Origin of the sequence: Rhizobium sp. S152 (assembly GCF_030380735.1) — a bacterium.
Classification (GTDB): domain Bacteria; phylum Pseudomonadota; class Alphaproteobacteria; order Rhizobiales; family Rhizobiaceae; genus Rhizobium.
In genome coordinates, this window is record NZ_JAUDRZ010000025.1 from 361641 (window position 1) to 376302 (window position 14662).

Genomic DNA, 14662 nt, shown 5'->3' on the forward strand with positions numbered 1-14662 from the left:
AGCACCCCGTCGCTAAGGCCTCAGTCGTAGCCGGCCATCCTTGCGGGCAATGAACAAACACGGATCGCAAAATCTCAAAGTTCACTTGTTAGTTGCTATGGCTTTGCGGAACCTAGATTATCACTTGGCTAGGAAAGTCGTGCGAGATGCTCGAAGTGAATATGGAAAAAGTGCCATCCTTTAAGGAGGCTATCGATAACGCAGACTATCGGGGAAATGTGCAAGGAGTAGCGGAATCCATCAAGGACTACGTCCTGAGCTGGATAGATTTTAACGATGAAGACGAACTGTCGCCTCTCTTCGAAATCCCACTGGATCACCTTCGAGCCCTTCGTGCCACATGTTTCGCTGCAACAGATGAGGAGAGGATCCTGGATGCGGTTTCGAGTAAATTTTCCGAATTCGGCCTCAGTTTTCGATAGTTTTGTCTCGGCGCTCTAGCTGCAGCGGCCGGTTCGCTGGGATATTTAGCTTTCGTTGTGCGTAGGCGATCCCTATGAACCGGAGACGGGTAAGGTCACCCCGGCTGCGAGGCTCGCATTAGCTTCGAGGAACGAGGCAATCTAGCTCTTCCCGTCGCGTTCTATGAGATCATGTTGCCGTCGAGGTTCAGGATCGTAATCACGCCCTCTCCCGGAATTCGAAACGACTGCTCGGTGATTTCATACTTTTCGGCTGCCCAGTTGTCGAACCATGCATCGGCGCCGATCTTGCGAGGGAAGCCTTCATCGCGGGACGTGGGGTTGTGAAGAAGTTCAAAGGCGAAGCTGTCGGCATCGAGATCGTCCTTGGGCTTCCAGTATCCTGGAATGCCGTTCGCCAGCTTATGCCATTTGCGGCCTCCAGTCCCATGGTTGATCATGATCGCGTTCGGATAATTTCCAGTATCGATCATCCTGATCAGGGTAGCCGTGAGACTCGTGTTGAATGCTCCCGAGACGGCCTTCAACGCTTTCAGATCGAGCCGCCGATGCTCGCGGCAAGCCGATTTGAACATGGCGTATGGCATAAGGAGATTGGCCGCGTATTGATCGGCCGCGCGCTCGACCTCGTTCGTCTTCGAGAACCTTCCAATATCCGTCGCGCGACAGGCCACCGTTTCACCGCGGTGGTGAGCCCAATGTCCAAGTTCGTGCGCAATTGAAAACCTTTCGCGCTGAGGCATGACTCCGGGCTTGACGGAGATGATCCCCTTGTTTCCACGACCCGTTATCATTGCTTCGCAGCAATTAAGACAGCGCCGTTTCACTTTCAGGCCGACGTAATACGCGATCGCCTCAACATCGATGTCTCGTGGCTCGGTAATGCCGAGCGACCGAATCAATGCGTCCGGCGACAAATTCGAGGGGATGGGATCAATTCTCGTCATCGTCGTCGGCTTCAAGTTCTGCAAGATCCTCAAGAATTGCGTCTTGATCGCCGTCCATGGAGCCGTCGCCGAAGCGGGCTGCGAGTGTGAGGCCTGCCGTCGCGTCGCCAGCCTTCGCACGCTCGTATAGACGTCGGGCGCGTTCGATCTTCAGATCACTTACGTTGCTGGTCATGTTGCTTGCGAGCACGCCGCTACGTGCCCGCTCCAAACGAGCCTTGGCAAGCTTCGCCTCGGCCAGAGCGATAGCATCATCGAAAATCTTCAGGTCGTCTTCGTCTTCCGGCCCGACAGGAGTCTCGTCCGAGAGAATGAACTCTATCAAGTTGTCGAGACCGTCCTTCTTCTTGTCGCTCATCACGACTTTCCTTCCGTCTTGCCGTATTCGGCAGCGAGTTTCTTCAGCTCGCGGTTCAATCGGGTGCGCAGCGCTTCCAAGCGCTTGGCGTCTACACCGATTGCTTCCTGCAAGTCGTTTCCGATCAGCCCCTCCCTGACACCCATCAGGAGCAGCTCCATTTCTTCATCGCCGGAAAAACGGGTCTCCAGCTTCGTCAATGCCTCTTCGTCCCGAACCTTCTGCGCCAGGTGGTCATCCTCTACGACCGCCACGTTGTCCAGTTGATCCGAGGTGACGATAGTCGAACCCTCGTTACGGCGCACGAGGTTTCTCTCTTCCGGCAGAAAGTCTGCATCGGTCGCCAAACTACGAAAGACCCCCGCAAGAAAGTGCGTGAAGGTCTTCGATTTGTTCCACTTGCGCTTGCCCTCGGCGATCCTGATGTAGGCTTCGCTTATGAGCTCGTCGGGCGTTGCGAATCCTGTGCCAGCCAGGCAGACACGCGCGATAACGATTAGGTTGCGGCGCTCTTCTTTGGAAAGGGCGCCGAAGGCCGCGACAGCTTCGTCCGCGGTGAAGTGTTCTTTGACAGGTACGTCCACCTGTTCCTCCTCATATCAGTGGTCATGCCGTTTCTCCTCCTCTGTTGGCACCTCCTTTGCGCGCGAGATCGCGGATTCCGACATTTTATTTTTCATGTCGGAATCGACAGGGCCGCGCGCAAAGGAGGTGGACAACGAGTCCATCCGATAAACAGGAATCAAGACCATGACTATCGAACATCACGAACCTCCCGACGACAAGCGCATCACTGTCGAAATCGCCGGGCTCGACCTCAACTTCCACACGTTTGAACTCGACACGAAGACGCCCACCGGCGGCAAGATCGCCAAGGTGTTCGGGTTTACTCCGGACCAGTCACCGTACGTTCTGCAGTGGCGCGATGACGGGGATTTGGAGGACTTGCGCTCGCAGGAGGAAGCCAATCTCGGCGTGGGTGGAAAGTTCATCGTTGCGGAAGCGGACGGAACGAACCGCATCACCATCGATGGCGAGGAGTACGACTGGCCGGCGGACATCATCCTTGTCTCCGTCATCCGCAAGCTCGGAAGGATTCCCGCCGATCATGCCGTCTATCTTGAACGCACCGGCGAGCCGGACCACGTCCTCGCGGACGACGCTTCAGTGAAGATCAAGGCCGGTGGCATCGAGCGTTTTCGTCGCGGAAAGCCCGAAGTCTGGGAGCTGAACGTCCAGGGCAAGAAGATCACCTCGACCACGTCGATCATCTCGGTGGTCGATGCTCTGACGCGGGCGGGCTTCGATCCGAATGACTGGATCATCATCCTGAAGATTGCCGGCCAGCCTAAGAGGCAGCTCTCGGTCGGCGAGGAAATTGATCTGCGCGCTCCTGGCATCGAGAAGATCCGGCTCACCGCGAAGGACGTGAACAATGGAGAGGCGCGCACGGCGCCTCTTCGCCAGTTCGCTCTTCTGGAAGGCGACGAATCCTACCTCGACGGTCTCGGCCTTCAGTGGGAGACCATTGAGGCCGGCGGACACAGGTGGCTGATCGTCCGGGACTATCCGGTTCCTGACGGCTACACGATAAAGACCGCTTCGCTCGCGCTCATGGTGCCGTCAACCTACCCGCAGGCGGAAATCGACATGTTCTACGTGCACCCTCACCTCCATCTGAAGACGGGTGCCGAGATCCCGGCAACGCAGGCGCTCCAAGACGTCGCTGGGGTGTCCTTTCAGCGCTGGTCCCGACACCGTGGCTCGGTCAAGCCTTGGAACCCGAGCCGGGACAATGTCGTCACCCACCTCGCTCTCGTGGAGTCGGCGCTTTTGAAGGAGATCGGCGAATGATGCCCGAACGCACCCTTGCCATGGCCGGCATCACTCACGCCGCACTGAAGCAACACCTTCTTGCCGACGGAAACGAGGCCGCAGCGATCCTAATCTGTGCCCGCTCACCCGGCCCTCGGCACCGGCTGGTCGTCCGCCGTAGCATTCTTGTCCCGCACGACGCATGCGCCGTCCGCAAGCCAGATTACATCGTCTGGCCGGGTGCCTACATCGAGGAGGCAATCGACGCTGCGGAGCCCGAAGGACTCACGATCATTCTTCTCCATTCCCACCCAGGCGGATGGCTGGACTTTTCTCGGGTGGACGACGAAAGCGACCGCAAGGTTATTCCTGGCATCTTTCAAGCATTCGGAGCATGTCATGGATCGGCCATCATGACCCCAGACGGTGCGATCCGGGCACGCCTCTATTCGGACGACATGACGTCAACGCCCATAGATCTCGTGACGGTGGCAGGCGACGACATTAGCCAGTGGTGGAACGATGTCATCATCGACGGGACGATCGCCAGCCGGCCTCTTCCCTTCACGAGCAGCATGACGGCGGAGCTTTCTCGGCTTTCGGCGGCAGTCGTCGGTGTGTCCGGAACGGGTTCGCTCGCCGCCGAACAGGTTGCACGACTAGGATTCGGATCAGTCGTCCTGATTGACCCGGACAAGGTTGAGAAGAAGAATCTGAACCGCATCGTGAACTCGACAACCGCCGATGCCGAACAGGGCGTCGCCAAGGTGGAAATGTTCTCCAGGGCCGTCGGCACCTATCGCGGAGACGGCGTGACCGTCTTGATCGCGAGCCTTCTTGGCACCAGGGAGGCGATTGAGGCCGTCGGCCAATGCGACGTGATCTTCTGCTGCGTCGACAGCAAGGAGGGGCGGATGTATGCGGACCTTATCGCCTCGGCCTTCCTGCTGCCCCTGTTCGACGTCGGTGTCACGATCCCGACATTTCTCGACGACGGACACGTCGCCATCGCAGATGTGAGCGGCCGTATCGACTATGTGCAGCCGGGCGGTTCCACGCTTTCCGACCGCGGTGTCTACACCCCGGAAGGTCTCCGCGCCGAGCACCTGCGGCTTGCCGATCCAGGTGCCTACCGGGACGAGCTCGCTGCCGGGTATATCAAGGGCGTACTCGAAGAGGCGCCTTCCGTCATCACTCTGAACATGCGCGCTGCTTCAGCGCTTGTGAACGAGTTCATCGCCCGCGCCTATCCATTCCGGCAGGAGCCGAACAGGAACTACGCTCGGTCTGAATTCAGCCTTGCAGCCTGTGACGAGGAGCACTACGCCGAGGACGAGTACCAACGTCAGGAAAACGACCTGTTCGGTCGGGGTGACGCGGAGCCTCTTCTGGGCATGCCCCAGTTCCGCAAGTCGAAGAGGAACGCATGATGAGCCTGATGTCTTGGGTACGCCGGCTCTGGGACCGTTTCGGACCTGCCCGGCGGCTCGTTGTCGTGGAAGGTGACAGTTTGCCAACGCTCCTAACAGGTCGTGACTTGGTTCTGGTCCGCGATGACGGCGAAGACTGGAGCGTCGGCATGTTGTGCCCGTGCGGCTGCGGCGAGACCATTGAGCTGTTGCTTCTGGAAGAGGCGCGGCCCAGATGGGACATCTCGCTCGATGCCTTCTCGCGCCCCTCGCTGCATCCGTCAGTCTGGCGTAAGACAGGATGTCGATCGCACTTCTGGGTCAAGCATGGCCGTATCCACTGGTGCGACTAGATGGCAATCGTACACCTTCGGACCACATCGATTGTCGATATGGATTACACGCCTGAGGCCCCAAAAGCCGGAGTGCTTCATCGGGCCAGGAGCCATAAACCACCTACGTCCTCAGGTTTCGCCCAACGGCAATAAGTCAAAGGAAGGCAGCGCTTGTCGCGGACGCTACAGGGGTTGGCGGATATTCGCCCAACGGGTGCTGGACTGACCTTATTTTTGCCGGGGGACACCGTCTCGGGGAAACCGCCATCAGACGGTGGGAAATCTCGCGGAGACTGCATTCTGCGTTTTCAACAACTTGGTATTTTTCGCGAGGACAGTGTTAGAGGGCACCAGCAGCAACAAAGCAGATTCGCTCGTCTCCCCTACGGAAACGTTGCGCCCGCCTCGTATCGAGACGGGCTGCCGAGCAAGCAGGGCTTTCAGGCTATGAGGGTTTCGCCCGCGCGCGGTCCAGCGACAACTATCGGGGGTGTCGTGGAGACTGTCGGGACCAGAACGCTGCCTTTTTCGATCGGCGACGTCATCGGCGGCGTCAAGATCGCCCGCACGCTATCCGCAGGGGGATCTCGGCGCCGATATTCTCGTACCGTCACAAGGAGGATTGACGGCCTCGTTTCCAGGGAGAAGCGACATGTTCGGCCCATACCACCAGACCGTAGACAGCCATGCTGATCGAGGATGCCACAAGCGCTGTCGCCCACAGCTCGGGTATCTTGTAATCCTGTCCGTAATCGACGATCAGGAAACCCAACCCCCTCTCGGAGGCCAGCCACTCCGCCACCAGCGACGTCACGATCGAGCCACAGGCCGAGAGCTTCAATGCGTTGAAAAGAAACGGCACCGATGCGGGGAGCCGGACCATGAAGAGCCGCTGACGCGTCGAGGCTCCCAGGGTGTAGAGCATCTCGCTCACATCGCTGTCGGCGCTTCTGAGGCCGCGCACGGCGTTGACCAGCATCGGAAAGAACGTGTTGATCGTGATAATGAAGATCTTCGGCGCCATGCCGTTGCCCAACCATAGGATCAGCACCGGGATGATGGCGATGAACGGAATTGCCTCGGCGCCGATCGCCAGGGGGTAGAACGTTCTGCGGACGAGCGACGAGTGGACAAAGATGATGGCGATCAGGAGGCCAAGCGCATTGCCCGCGGCAAAGCCGATCAACGCCTGGGCCACAGTTACACCGGCATTGCTCGAAATCACCGGCCACTGATCGATAAGGGCCGCGACGATCTGCGAAGGACCCGCAAGAACGAGGCGCGACATGATCTCGTTGTCCGCGACATATTCCCAAACCGCCAGAATGAGAATGAACAGCAGCGCGGGCAACAGCACCTTCCGCCACGTTTGAAAGAGTTCGCGCGCTTTCTGGTAAAGGCCGCTGTGATGCATGTCATCGGCAAGTGTCGTCTGGTTGATTGCTTTCGTCGTGCTCATGGTCAGCCTCCCACATCTTCGGCGGCAGCGGTCCAGCGACCAAGAAGCGCTTCCATCAGGGTGACTATGCCCAGAAGCGCAAGCGTAAGAAACGCCGCCGTGAAAATCGCGGCCCAAAGGGTGGCCAGCTTGAAATATTGGCCGGAGACGACGACAAGATAACCAAGCCCGAGATTGGAACCGATCCATTCCGCGACGAGCGCCGAGATGAACGCGCCGGACGCGCTGATCTTCAACGCCGCGAACAGATATGGCATGGATGACGGAAAATCGACCAGCCAAAGCCGCTGCAGCCGTGTCGCCGAAAGAGTATGCAGCGTTTCATGATACTCCGCGTCCGCGGAACGCAATCCCCGGATCATATTCAGAAAAGTCGGGAAATAGACCGTGAGCGCGACGGTGAAGATGATGGGTGGCAGCCCGCGTCCGAGCATCACGACGATGAGGGGCGTGAAAACGATGACCGGGACCGCACGCGTCAGCAGGGCGAAGGGATAGAATGTCTCCTTCATCGGTCGCGACCAGGTCAATAATATCGCCATCACAACTGCGACGATATTGCCGACGGAAAAACCGGCGAGCGCTTCAAGCGTCGTGCGTGTCGCATGCTTCAGCAGCACCGCCTTGTTGGCCATGAACTCCGCGGCGACCTGCTCCGGACCCGGTATGATATAGAACGGCACGATCCCTTTCGCCGAGCCCCACGACCACAGCACCACCAGAACGATCAGAAATACGACGGGCGGCGTCGCCGCGACAAAAGCGGCCAGAACCGCGGAAGCCGTCGGCAGATTTGAAAAAATGGCCCTGGCGGGAGGCTTCTGAGTGTCCAGCGCGGCGTCTGTCATCGTGGAATTGCACCTGTGTCATCAAGCAGAAAGTGTCAGCGGAGCGTGGGGGGCGCCCCGCCGATGCGGTGGTCAGAGCTTCGGACGATCGATCTTGTCGAGAATTTCGGTCGTCAGGAACTGCGAGGGATCGATGAGGCTGGGCGTGCTCTTGGCGGCGAACGAATTGGCGGCCGTTTCCTGCCAGACCTTCGGCTCGAGGTAGAGGATTCCCTTTTCCTTGGTCGTCTCGCTGGTCATGAAGCTGACCTGGCGTTCGGCCTGGTATGTCTGCTGCTCGAGATCGAGCCCATCGTTGAAGCCTCCTTCCACGATGAACTTCGCGGCGGCGGCGGGATCCTTGAAAAACTCGGCCCACGCCTTGCTTTCGGCTGTCAGATAGGCCGTGAGCACATCCTTGTTCTCGTTCAGGTATTTCTCGGTGACCGTGATGGCGCCGGGCTGGCTGTTCAGACCGTATTCGCCCAGCGGCAACACGTTGACGGGTACGCCGGCACCTTCGATGAGACGAGGTTCGTTGAACGCGAAGGTGGAATACAGGCAATCCACGCGCCCGGCGATGATGGCGGAGATATCGCTGCCGCCGACGCTCAATGTCTCCATGTCCTTGGTGGTAAGGCCCAGCTTGGAGAGAAAGACATCGGCCTGACGCGTCGCGGTCTGCTTGATCGCTAGGCGCTTGCCTTTCACCATATGGGCATCCGTAACACCGGAATCCTTCCGGCAGGTCATTGCCTGCGGGTTCATCTGAAAGCGGGCGCCGATAACCTTCAGGTGTTCTCCCCGGCCTTCGGCGGATAACACGTTGGCTGCATCGACCATCGCGATCTGCGCCGTGCCGGACGAGATCATCTGAATACCGTCGATACCGCTGGTACCCGGTACGATCTCGACCTCCAGGCCGGCTTCCTTGAAGTAGCCCTTTGCGTTGGCGTAGATGGTGCCGAAGTTCTCAACGTTGGGAATATAGCTCAGCACGACTGTCACATGCTTCAGTTCGGCCGCGTTCGATGCCGGCACCGCGCCGAGCAGTGGCAGTACGGAAGCGCCGACGGCAAACAGGGTTCTCTTCAGGCATGCGTGTATGGACTTGGGCATTCAATTCGTCTCCGGTTGCGGTTTTTTGAGTTAAGCGGTTCGGCGCTGTCCAGCGACGACCGCCGGATCACCATGAAGGGCATGGCGCAGTTCTGCCTCGTAGACCGCGAACCGCGGATCGTCGCGCATGGCGATCGTCCGGTCGCGGCCAAAGCCGATATCGATGATCTTGGTGATGCGGCCCGGTCGCGGCGTCATGACCGCCACCTGATCCGACAGGATGACCGCTTCGCTGATCGAATGCGTGACCAGCAGAAGCGTCGCCGAGGTTTCCTGCAGAATGCGCAAGAGTTCGAAATTCAGCTTGTCGCGCGTCAGTTCGTCGAGCGCGCCGAAGGGTTCGTCCATCAGCAGAAAGCGTGGCTTCAAGGTCAGTGCGCGCGCGATGGCGGCGCGCTGCCTCATTCCGCCCGACAGTTCGGAGGGGAAGGCTTTCTCGAAGCCCGTCAGACCCACCAGTTCCATCGCTTCGGCGATCAGACGCGTGCGTTCTCCCTTTGCGACACCGGCGACCTCAAGGCCCAGCCCGACATTGTCAGCCATCTTTCGCCACGGCAGCATGGTCGACTGCTGGGATACGAAAGCATAGGTTCGCGCTGCCCTAGCCTCCGCCGGCGACAGGCCATGCAGTCTCGCCTGGCCGTGCGTCGGCTTGACGATATCGGCGAATATTCGCAGCAACGTCGACTTGCCGCAGCCGGATGCACCGATAAGAGATGTCCAGCTACCGCGCGGAACTTCCAGATTGCAATCGGTAAGCGCGATCGTGCTCTGCTTGCCGCGTCTGTAGATCATACCAACGCCGCGGGCCGACAGGCCGTGTCCGACATCAGGATTATTCACGAGAAAGACCTTTCTGCCGGCATCCGGCAAAATGGGCTTTCCTCCCCCAGCGGTTCCATTCTTGGAACTCTTTATCGTGGATTTCCGCCGTCTACCGCGTTACGCGCCTCTCGGCGATCTGCAGCGTTCCTCGGTGTTTCGTCGGCTCCGGTTGACCAAAAACTTGCACACGGCTCCGGCCAACACAAGCAGCATTCGAACGGACAATGCGTTGCGCAAACGGCAACAGTACGACTGGCGATGTACTCATATGCTTCCCGACTACATTAGGTCGCCTGTTCTATCGAGCCCGTCGCACGCTCGATGAGCGATCGCAGATTCTCGATGAAGACACCGGTCAACGCACCGAGCGCCTTGTCGTGACTGACGAGCATCAGCCGTTGCGTATGGTGGGACAGTTCCTGCATGGGCACATAGACAAGGCGCCCGAGATGTTGCTCGAACTCGATGTCGAACGGCGTGAGGAAGGTAATGCTGCCATCCATCATCGCGGTGTGACGCATGACTTCGATCGAGTTGGTTTCGATCGAAAACTCCGGTTCGAGCTTGGCCTTTGCGAACATCTGATCGAGGTAGGGACGAATTGCCATCGTCTCATCCGCAACAATCAGTCTATACCCCAGACAATCGCTGACACGCAGAATCGATCTGCCGGCCAGCGGATGATCCGGCGCCATGACCGCCCCGAGCCGCCCTATGGCGCCGTTGAGCACACGAATCTTGGGACGAGAGGGAAAATCAAAGCCAATACCCAGCTCCACCTCTTCGGAGGCGACCGCGGACATGATGTCGTCGCCCGTCGCCAGGAGCCTGATGTTCACCTTGACGCGCGGGTTTTTCTGCTGAAAGTCGGCGACGCAACGCGGAACAAGGTTGGCGGCGAGCCCGCTCATCACCGCAATCGTGATCTCTCCGCGGCGCAGCCCTTTCAACTCCTCGATCTGCGCCTGTGCCCGATCCATATCCTTCAATGTTCCGCGCACATGCCGAATGATGATTTCGCCGGCGGCGGTCAACACAAGCTTCCGCGGGCCACGCTGAAACAGCGGCGTTCCCAGCCCCTCCTCAAGATAGAGAATCTGACGACTGACCGCCGACGGCGCAACGTTGAGCCGCTCCGCGGCCTTCCGGATCGACCCGCTCCGGGCCACTTCGTCGAGGTAATTCAGCAGCCGCCCATGTAGCATGTTCTTCCTTCTCGTTGCCGAAAAGGCAACGCACATGACGAATTAAAACGCTTTTCTTGTACGAGCGCGCATCTAACCTTGGGGTGAAACGACCTTCAAGCCGGGAATTCCACGCGGCTCGCTGGCGAATCATGCCGCAACACAGAAAGCACGCCTGATGAAAAGCTATTCATTCGAAAATGCCCGATCCGCCGAAGCCTTTCGAATCTCGCCCAATGACAGCAATTATTTCGCTATCCTCTTCGATCCCGCGAAGGCTACGACAGATGCGATCTTCGTGATCGAGATATTCAATGTCGGCGGCGCCACGCCCCCCAACAGCCATTCCGCCGCCCACGAATTCTTCTATGTCCTGCATGGCGAGGGCGTCGCTTCGAGCGACGGCGAGGAAATGACGATCGGCAAGGGGGATGCGTTCCTGCTCAATCCCGGCAGCGTTCACATCGTCAGGAACACCGGCAAGGGCAAACTCTACACCCTGACCGTGATGACGCCGAACCAGGACTTCTCGGAGCTCATTCGCAGCGGCGAGCGCGTGACGCTCGACGAGGACGACATTCGAATCCTTCAAGGTCGATGACCGCCATGGTGGACACGGAAAACAACGGCACGACGCCGCTTGGCGCCTCGTCCCGAAACCAGTGGACCGTCTCGCGCGAAAGCGTCGACATGGTGCGTCAATCATCGCAAGCGCATCCCGTTACGGTTATCGACGGTGGCCGGAAAGTGCGTTTCGACCTGGCGCGAACCGCGCTCGTGATCGTCGACATGCAGAACGACTTCTGTCATGCGGATGGCTGGCTGGCGCATATCGGCGTAGACATAAGTGCTGCCCGCAAGCCGATCGAGCCGCTGAGGGCATTGCTGCCGACGCTGAGAACCGCAGGCGTTCCAGTCATCTGGGTCAACTGGGGAAACCGTGCCGATCGCGCCAATCTTTCGCCTGGCGTCCTTCATGTCTACAACCCCTACGGAAACGGCAACGGCATCGGCGATCCGCTTCCAAGACACGATGCACGCGTGCTTCTCGCCGGCAGTTGGTCGACGGCAATCGTCGACGAGCTTGGTCCCGCAGCCGATGACATCCATGTCGACAAATACAGCATGTCCGGCTTTCACGACACGGTGCTGGACAGCGTACTGCGGAACCTGAATGTGACCACGCTGCTGTTTGCGGGCGTGAACCTCGACCAATGCGTGCTGTGCACTTTGCAGGATGCGAATTTCCGCGGCTACGACTGCCTTCTGCTCGACGATTGCTCGGCGACCACATCCCCGGATTTCTGCGCGCAGGCCAGCCTCTACAATGTTCGGCAATGCTTTGGCTTCGTCTGCGCATCGACGGACATTTCCGACCAGTTGAAATGAAGGAAGACATCATATGTCCAACCAGTCAAGCGGTTCTGCTCAACCAGCCGAAGAGCTGAATCTGCCCTCGGTTGTCGCGGAACTCACTCGCGTTTGCGACGCCTACGAGCAGGCTCTGATGAGCAACGACCTGGATACCCTCGATCAACTGTTCTGGGCATCGCCATCCACGCTTCGATATGGCGTGAGCGAAAACCTCTACGGCATCGACGAAATCCGTTCCTTTCGCATCGGCCGCAGCGGTGGCTCGCCGCAACGGGAAGTGCTGCGGCGCGTGATCACGACCTACGGCCAGGACTTCGCGACGTGTAACCTGGAGTTCGTCCGCCCTGCCACCGGCACGCGTGGCCGCCAGAGCCAGACGTGGTTGCGAACACGCGAAGGCTGGCGCATCGCCGCGGCTCATGTGTCGCTGATGAATACCGATCGCTAAGGGCCTTGGCGCCTCTTGTTTCCTCAAAACCAACCGGCATGGCCGTCCACTTGGAAAGAATAAAATGAAGCTGAAATCGCATTGGTGGTGGGATCTCTCCGCTGAAGACTTCCGAACGCTCGACATGAGCAAGATCGTTGCCGTCCTGCCTGTCGGCGCCGTCGAGCAGCATGGCCCACATCTGCCCGTGCGCGTCGATGCGGCCATCAACGAAGGCATCATGAGACACGCGGTCGAGCGAATGGCCGACGACTTCCCCGCTCTGATCCTGCCGACCATGGCAATCGGGAAATCCAACGAGCATTCCGCCTATCCCGGCACATTGACGCTTTCGGCGGAGACGCTCGGCCGGCTTTGGTACGAGGTCTGCGAGAGTGTCTACTGCGCGGGCGTCCGCAAGGTCCTCTTTGTCAATTCACATGGCGGCCAGCCGCAGGTGATGGAAATCGTCTGCCGCCAGTTGCGCATCAACCTCGGCATGTTCGCGGTCTCCTCGCAATGGTCGCGCTTCGCCGATCTGTCGGGTCTGTTTGATCCGGAGGAACGCAAACACGGGATTCACGCCGGCGAGGTCGAGACCAGCGTCATGCGGTACCTGCACCCTGATCTCGTCGACATGTCGCTTGCCGAGGATTTCCCGGCGCTCTCGCAGGTTCTTGAAAAGGAATACGATCTGCTGATGTCGGAGGGTGGAGCCGTCGGGTTTGGCTGGCAGATGCAGGACATAAATCCGAAGGGCGCCTGCGGCAACGCGCTGGCGGCCGACGCCGAACGAGGGCGGATTTCGGTTGAACGCGCCGCTGACAAGTTGATAAAGCTGATCGGCGAAGTGATCTCCTATCCGTTGTCGCGGCTGAAGCCGGGGCCTGATTACGCGCCGAACGTCAGGGTGGACTAGTCCAGCCTCTTTCCGCGTACCAGGGCAGGTAGCGGCCCGCTACCTGCCCTGGTTCCTCCACTGCAAGCCGGAACATCGATCATGAACACCTGCAACGCCTTTGTCCTGCCTTTCAGCGAACCGATCCCACCCACCTCGGCGGGTCCGCTGAGTGGCCTCACCGTCGGCGTGAAGGACAATTTCGATATCGAGGGGACGATCACCGGCGCCGGCAACCCCGAGTATGGCGCGGATCAATCCGCTGCCGCGGCGCATGCAGCAGTGGTCGAGACGCTGCTTGCCAACGGGGCTTCCCTCGTCGGCAAGACACAGATGGACGAACTGGCCTACAGCTTGATGGGGCTGAATGCTCGCTACGGCGTGCCAATCAATCCGGCCGCGCCTGATCGCGTACCCGGCGGCTCGTCCTCCGGTTCCGCGTCAGCGACGGCTGACCATTTGGTCGATATCGGCCTCGGTACGGACACCGGCGGCTCCGTGCGGCTGCCCGCCTCCTTCTGCGGCCTCTTCGGCTGGCGGCCGACCCATGGCCTCATCGCCCCGCGGGGCATGGTGCCGCTCGCTGAAAGCTACGACGTGGCCGGCTTCTTCACCCGCGATCTGGCATTGATGTCGCGGCTTGTCTCCGTGTTTGCCGATTCCGCCTCGACAACTCCTGCAATGTCCTTCTGGGCGCCGCAGGACATATGGGCGCTGGCCGTGCCGGAGACCGCGGCGCTGTTGAGAGGCGCGTTGCCCGATCTTGCCTACAGACGCGCACCCATTCTCCCTGACGGCGGCGCCGATGCTTGCCTTGCCGCTTTCCGCATCCACCAGGGCTACGAAATCTGGCGGCATTTCGGACCTTGGATAACCGCCCGTCAACCCGACTTCGGCCCTGGAATCAAGGAGCGCTTTGCAATGGCGAGCCGGATCACGGCAGCCGAATTTAAGGCCGCGCAAGCATATCGCGACGGCCTCCGGGCCAGGCTCACGGAGCTTCTGCCGGAGGGGACGATCCTTGTCTATCCGACGGCGCCCGGACCGGCCCCGCTGCTTGATACGCCGCAGTCCGAGCTGGAGCCGTATCGCAATCGCGCGCTCAGCCTGACCTCGCTTGCCGGCCACGCCGGTTTGCCGCAGCTCAGCGTTCCCGTTGCCCACGAGGAAGGCGCGCCCATAGGCCTGTCGCTCGTCGGACCACCGGGCAGCGACGATCTTCTTGCCAAGGCGGCCCCGCTTTTCATCTCCCAGTAAATGGAC

At 59.6% G+C, this 14662-nt stretch carries 17 protein-coding genes; 9 read left to right on the plus strand and 8 right to left on the minus strand.

Annotated features, from left to right (window positions below; all coding sequences use genetic code 11):
• Window positions 1–146: 146 nt before the first annotated feature.
• Window positions 147–422 carry a hypothetical protein gene (locus QTL95_RS18355; protein ID WP_289721351.1) on the plus strand — a complete coding sequence of 92 codons (276 nt, stop codon included), beginning with the start codon at window positions 147–149 and terminating at the stop codon, window positions 420–422.
• A 161-nt stretch (window positions 423–583) separates the two neighbouring features.
• Here the strand turns inward: QTL95_RS18355 and QTL95_RS18360 are convergent, their stop codons facing one another.
• The 3 genes from QTL95_RS18360 to QTL95_RS18370 are packed head-to-tail and all read right to left on the minus strand — an operon-like array spanning window position 584 to window position 2311.
• The gene (locus QTL95_RS18360; RefSeq protein ID WP_289721352.1) at window positions 584–1384 is read right to left on the minus strand and encodes an ImmA/IrrE family metallo-endopeptidase; all 801 of its coding nucleotides are present in this window, start codon (window positions 1382–1384) and stop codon (window positions 584–586) included.
• Window positions 1356–1727 carry a hypothetical protein gene (locus tag QTL95_RS18365; RefSeq protein ID WP_289721353.1) on the minus strand — a complete coding sequence of 124 codons (372 nt, stop codon included), beginning with the start codon at window positions 1725–1727 and terminating at the stop codon, window positions 1356–1358. The genes QTL95_RS18360 and QTL95_RS18365 overlap by 29 nt, the downstream gene beginning before the upstream one ends.
• Window positions 1727–2311 carry a transposase gene (locus QTL95_RS18370; protein ID WP_289721354.1) on the minus strand — a complete coding sequence of 195 codons (585 nt, stop codon included), beginning with the start codon at window positions 2309–2311 and terminating at the stop codon, window positions 1727–1729. Before QTL95_RS18370 ends, QTL95_RS18365 begins: the two co-directional genes overlap by 1 nt.
• 166 nt (window positions 2312–2477) lie before the next feature.
• On the opposite strand from QTL95_RS18370, the gene QTL95_RS18375 reads away from it, so the two are divergent.
• Genes QTL95_RS18375 through QTL95_RS18385 form a run of 3 tightly spaced genes read left to right on the plus strand, consistent with a single transcriptional unit; the run spans window position 2478 to window position 5304 of the window.
• Window positions 2478–3581, plus strand: coding sequence for a multiubiquitin domain-containing protein (locus QTL95_RS18375; protein WP_289721355.1), 1104 nt, complete (start codon window positions 2478–2480; stop codon window positions 3579–3581).
• Window positions 3578–4972, plus strand: a complete 1395-nt coding sequence (locus QTL95_RS18380; protein WP_289721356.1) for a ThiF family adenylyltransferase — start codon at window positions 3578–3580, stop codon at window positions 4970–4972. The genes QTL95_RS18375 and QTL95_RS18380 overlap by 4 nt, the downstream gene beginning before the upstream one ends.
• Complete coding sequence (locus QTL95_RS18385; protein ID WP_289721357.1) at window positions 4972–5304, plus strand: DUF6527 family protein; 333 nt, start codon at window positions 4972–4974, stop codon at window positions 5302–5304. Before QTL95_RS18380 ends, QTL95_RS18385 begins: the two co-directional genes overlap by 1 nt.
• Before the next feature lie 592 nt (window positions 5305–5896).
• On the opposite strand, the gene QTL95_RS18390 is transcribed toward QTL95_RS18385, so the two are convergent.
• The 5 genes from QTL95_RS18390 to QTL95_RS18410 all read right to left on the minus strand — a co-directional run bounded on the left by QTL95_RS18390 (window position 5897) and on the right by QTL95_RS18410 (window position 10721).
• Window positions 5897–6745: an ABC transporter permease gene (locus tag QTL95_RS18390; protein WP_289721358.1), complete on the minus strand. Its 849-nt coding sequence runs from the start codon at window positions 6743–6745 to the stop codon at window positions 5897–5899.
• 2 nt (window positions 6746–6747) lie between these two features.
• The gene (locus QTL95_RS18395) at window positions 6748–7593 is read right to left on the minus strand and encodes an ABC transporter permease (RefSeq protein ID WP_289721359.1); all 846 of its coding nucleotides are present in this window, start codon (window positions 7591–7593) and stop codon (window positions 6748–6750) included.
• 72 nt (window positions 7594–7665) lie between these two features.
• The gene (locus QTL95_RS18400) at window positions 7666–8691 is read right to left on the minus strand and encodes an ABC transporter substrate-binding protein (protein WP_289721360.1); all 1026 of its coding nucleotides are present in this window, start codon (window positions 8689–8691) and stop codon (window positions 7666–7668) included.
• A gap of 30 nt (window positions 8692–8721) precedes the next feature.
• Window positions 8722–9486: an ABC transporter ATP-binding protein gene (locus QTL95_RS18405; protein WP_289721361.1), complete on the minus strand. Its 765-nt coding sequence runs from the start codon at window positions 9484–9486 to the stop codon at window positions 8722–8724.
• 314 nt (window positions 9487–9800) lie between these two features.
• Window positions 9801–10721, minus strand: coding sequence for a LysR family transcriptional regulator (locus tag QTL95_RS18410; RefSeq protein WP_289721362.1), 921 nt, complete (start codon window positions 10719–10721; stop codon window positions 9801–9803).
• A gap of 157 nt (window positions 10722–10878) precedes the next feature.
• Here QTL95_RS18410 and QTL95_RS18415 point away from each other — a divergent pair, with 157 nt between their 5' ends.
• From QTL95_RS18415 to QTL95_RS18435, 5 genes are all read left to right on the plus strand, one after another.
• Entirely contained in the window at window positions 10879–11301 is a 423-nt protein-coding gene (locus QTL95_RS18415; RefSeq protein WP_289721363.1) for a cupin domain-containing protein, read from the plus strand.
• Between the two features lie 5 nt (window positions 11302–11306).
• Window positions 11307–12089 carry a cysteine hydrolase family protein gene (locus QTL95_RS18420; protein ID WP_289721364.1) on the plus strand — a complete coding sequence of 261 codons (783 nt, stop codon included), beginning with the start codon at window positions 11307–11309 and terminating at the stop codon, window positions 12087–12089.
• 13 nt (window positions 12090–12102) lie between these two features.
• Complete coding sequence (gene hpxZ / locus QTL95_RS18425) at window positions 12103–12522, plus strand: oxalurate catabolism protein HpxZ (protein ID WP_289721365.1); 420 nt, start codon at window positions 12103–12105, stop codon at window positions 12520–12522.
• A gap of 64 nt (window positions 12523–12586) precedes the next feature.
• The gene (locus QTL95_RS18430; RefSeq protein WP_289721366.1) at window positions 12587–13420 is read left to right on the plus strand and encodes a creatininase family protein; all 834 of its coding nucleotides are present in this window, start codon (window positions 12587–12589) and stop codon (window positions 13418–13420) included.
• Window positions 13421–13501: 81 nt separating this feature from the next.
• A complete protein-coding gene (locus tag QTL95_RS18435) occupies window positions 13502–14656 on the plus strand; it encodes an amidase (protein ID WP_289721367.1) in 1155 nt (384 codons plus the stop codon).
• The last annotated feature ends 6 nt before the right edge of the window (window positions 14657–14662 follow it).

Excerpts from the sequence above, each read along its gene's own strand:
- QTL95_RS18355 (WP_289721351.1), top strand. The coding sequence starts at position 147 with ATGCTCGAAGTGAATATGGAAAAAGTGCCATCCTTTAAGGAGGCTATC.
- QTL95_RS18365 (WP_289721353.1), bottom strand. The coding sequence starts at position 1,727 with ATGAGCGACAAGAAGAAGGACGGTCTCGACAACTTGATAGAGTTCATT.
- QTL95_RS18375 (WP_289721355.1), top strand. The coding sequence starts at position 2,478 with ATGACTATCGAACATCACGAACCTCCCGACGACAAGCGCATCACTGTC.
- QTL95_RS18380 (WP_289721356.1), top strand. The coding sequence starts at position 3,578 with ATGATGCCCGAACGCACCCTTGCCATGGCCGGCATCACTCACGCCGCA.
- QTL95_RS18385 (WP_289721357.1), top strand. The coding sequence starts at position 4,972 with ATGAGCCTGATGTCTTGGGTACGCCGGCTCTGGGACCGTTTCGGACCT.
- QTL95_RS18390 (WP_289721358.1), bottom strand. The coding sequence starts at position 6,745 with ATGAGCACGACGAAAGCAATCAACCAGACGACACTTGCCGATGACATG.
- QTL95_RS18395 (WP_289721359.1), bottom strand. The coding sequence starts at position 7,593 with ATGACAGACGCCGCGCTGGACACTCAGAAGCCTCCCGCCAGGGCCATT.
- QTL95_RS18400 (WP_289721360.1), bottom strand. The coding sequence starts at position 8,691 with ATGCCCAAGTCCATACACGCATGCCTGAAGAGAACCCTGTTTGCCGTC.
- QTL95_RS18405 (WP_289721361.1), bottom strand. The coding sequence starts at position 9,486 with ATGATCTACAGACGCGGCAAGCAGAGCACGATCGCGCTTACCGATTGC.
- QTL95_RS18410 (WP_289721362.1), bottom strand. The coding sequence starts at position 10,721 with ATGCTACATGGGCGGCTGCTGAATTACCTCGACGAAGTGGCCCGGAGC.
- QTL95_RS18415 (WP_289721363.1), top strand. The coding sequence starts at position 10,879 with ATGAAAAGCTATTCATTCGAAAATGCCCGATCCGCCGAAGCCTTTCGA.
- QTL95_RS18420 (WP_289721364.1), top strand. The coding sequence starts at position 11,307 with ATGGTGGACACGGAAAACAACGGCACGACGCCGCTTGGCGCCTCGTCC.
- hpxZ (WP_289721365.1), top strand. The coding sequence starts at position 12,103 with ATGTCCAACCAGTCAAGCGGTTCTGCTCAACCAGCCGAAGAGCTGAAT.
- QTL95_RS18430 (WP_289721366.1), top strand. The coding sequence starts at position 12,587 with ATGAAGCTGAAATCGCATTGGTGGTGGGATCTCTCCGCTGAAGACTTC.
- QTL95_RS18435 (WP_289721367.1), top strand. The coding sequence starts at position 13,502 with ATGAACACCTGCAACGCCTTTGTCCTGCCTTTCAGCGAACCGATCCCA.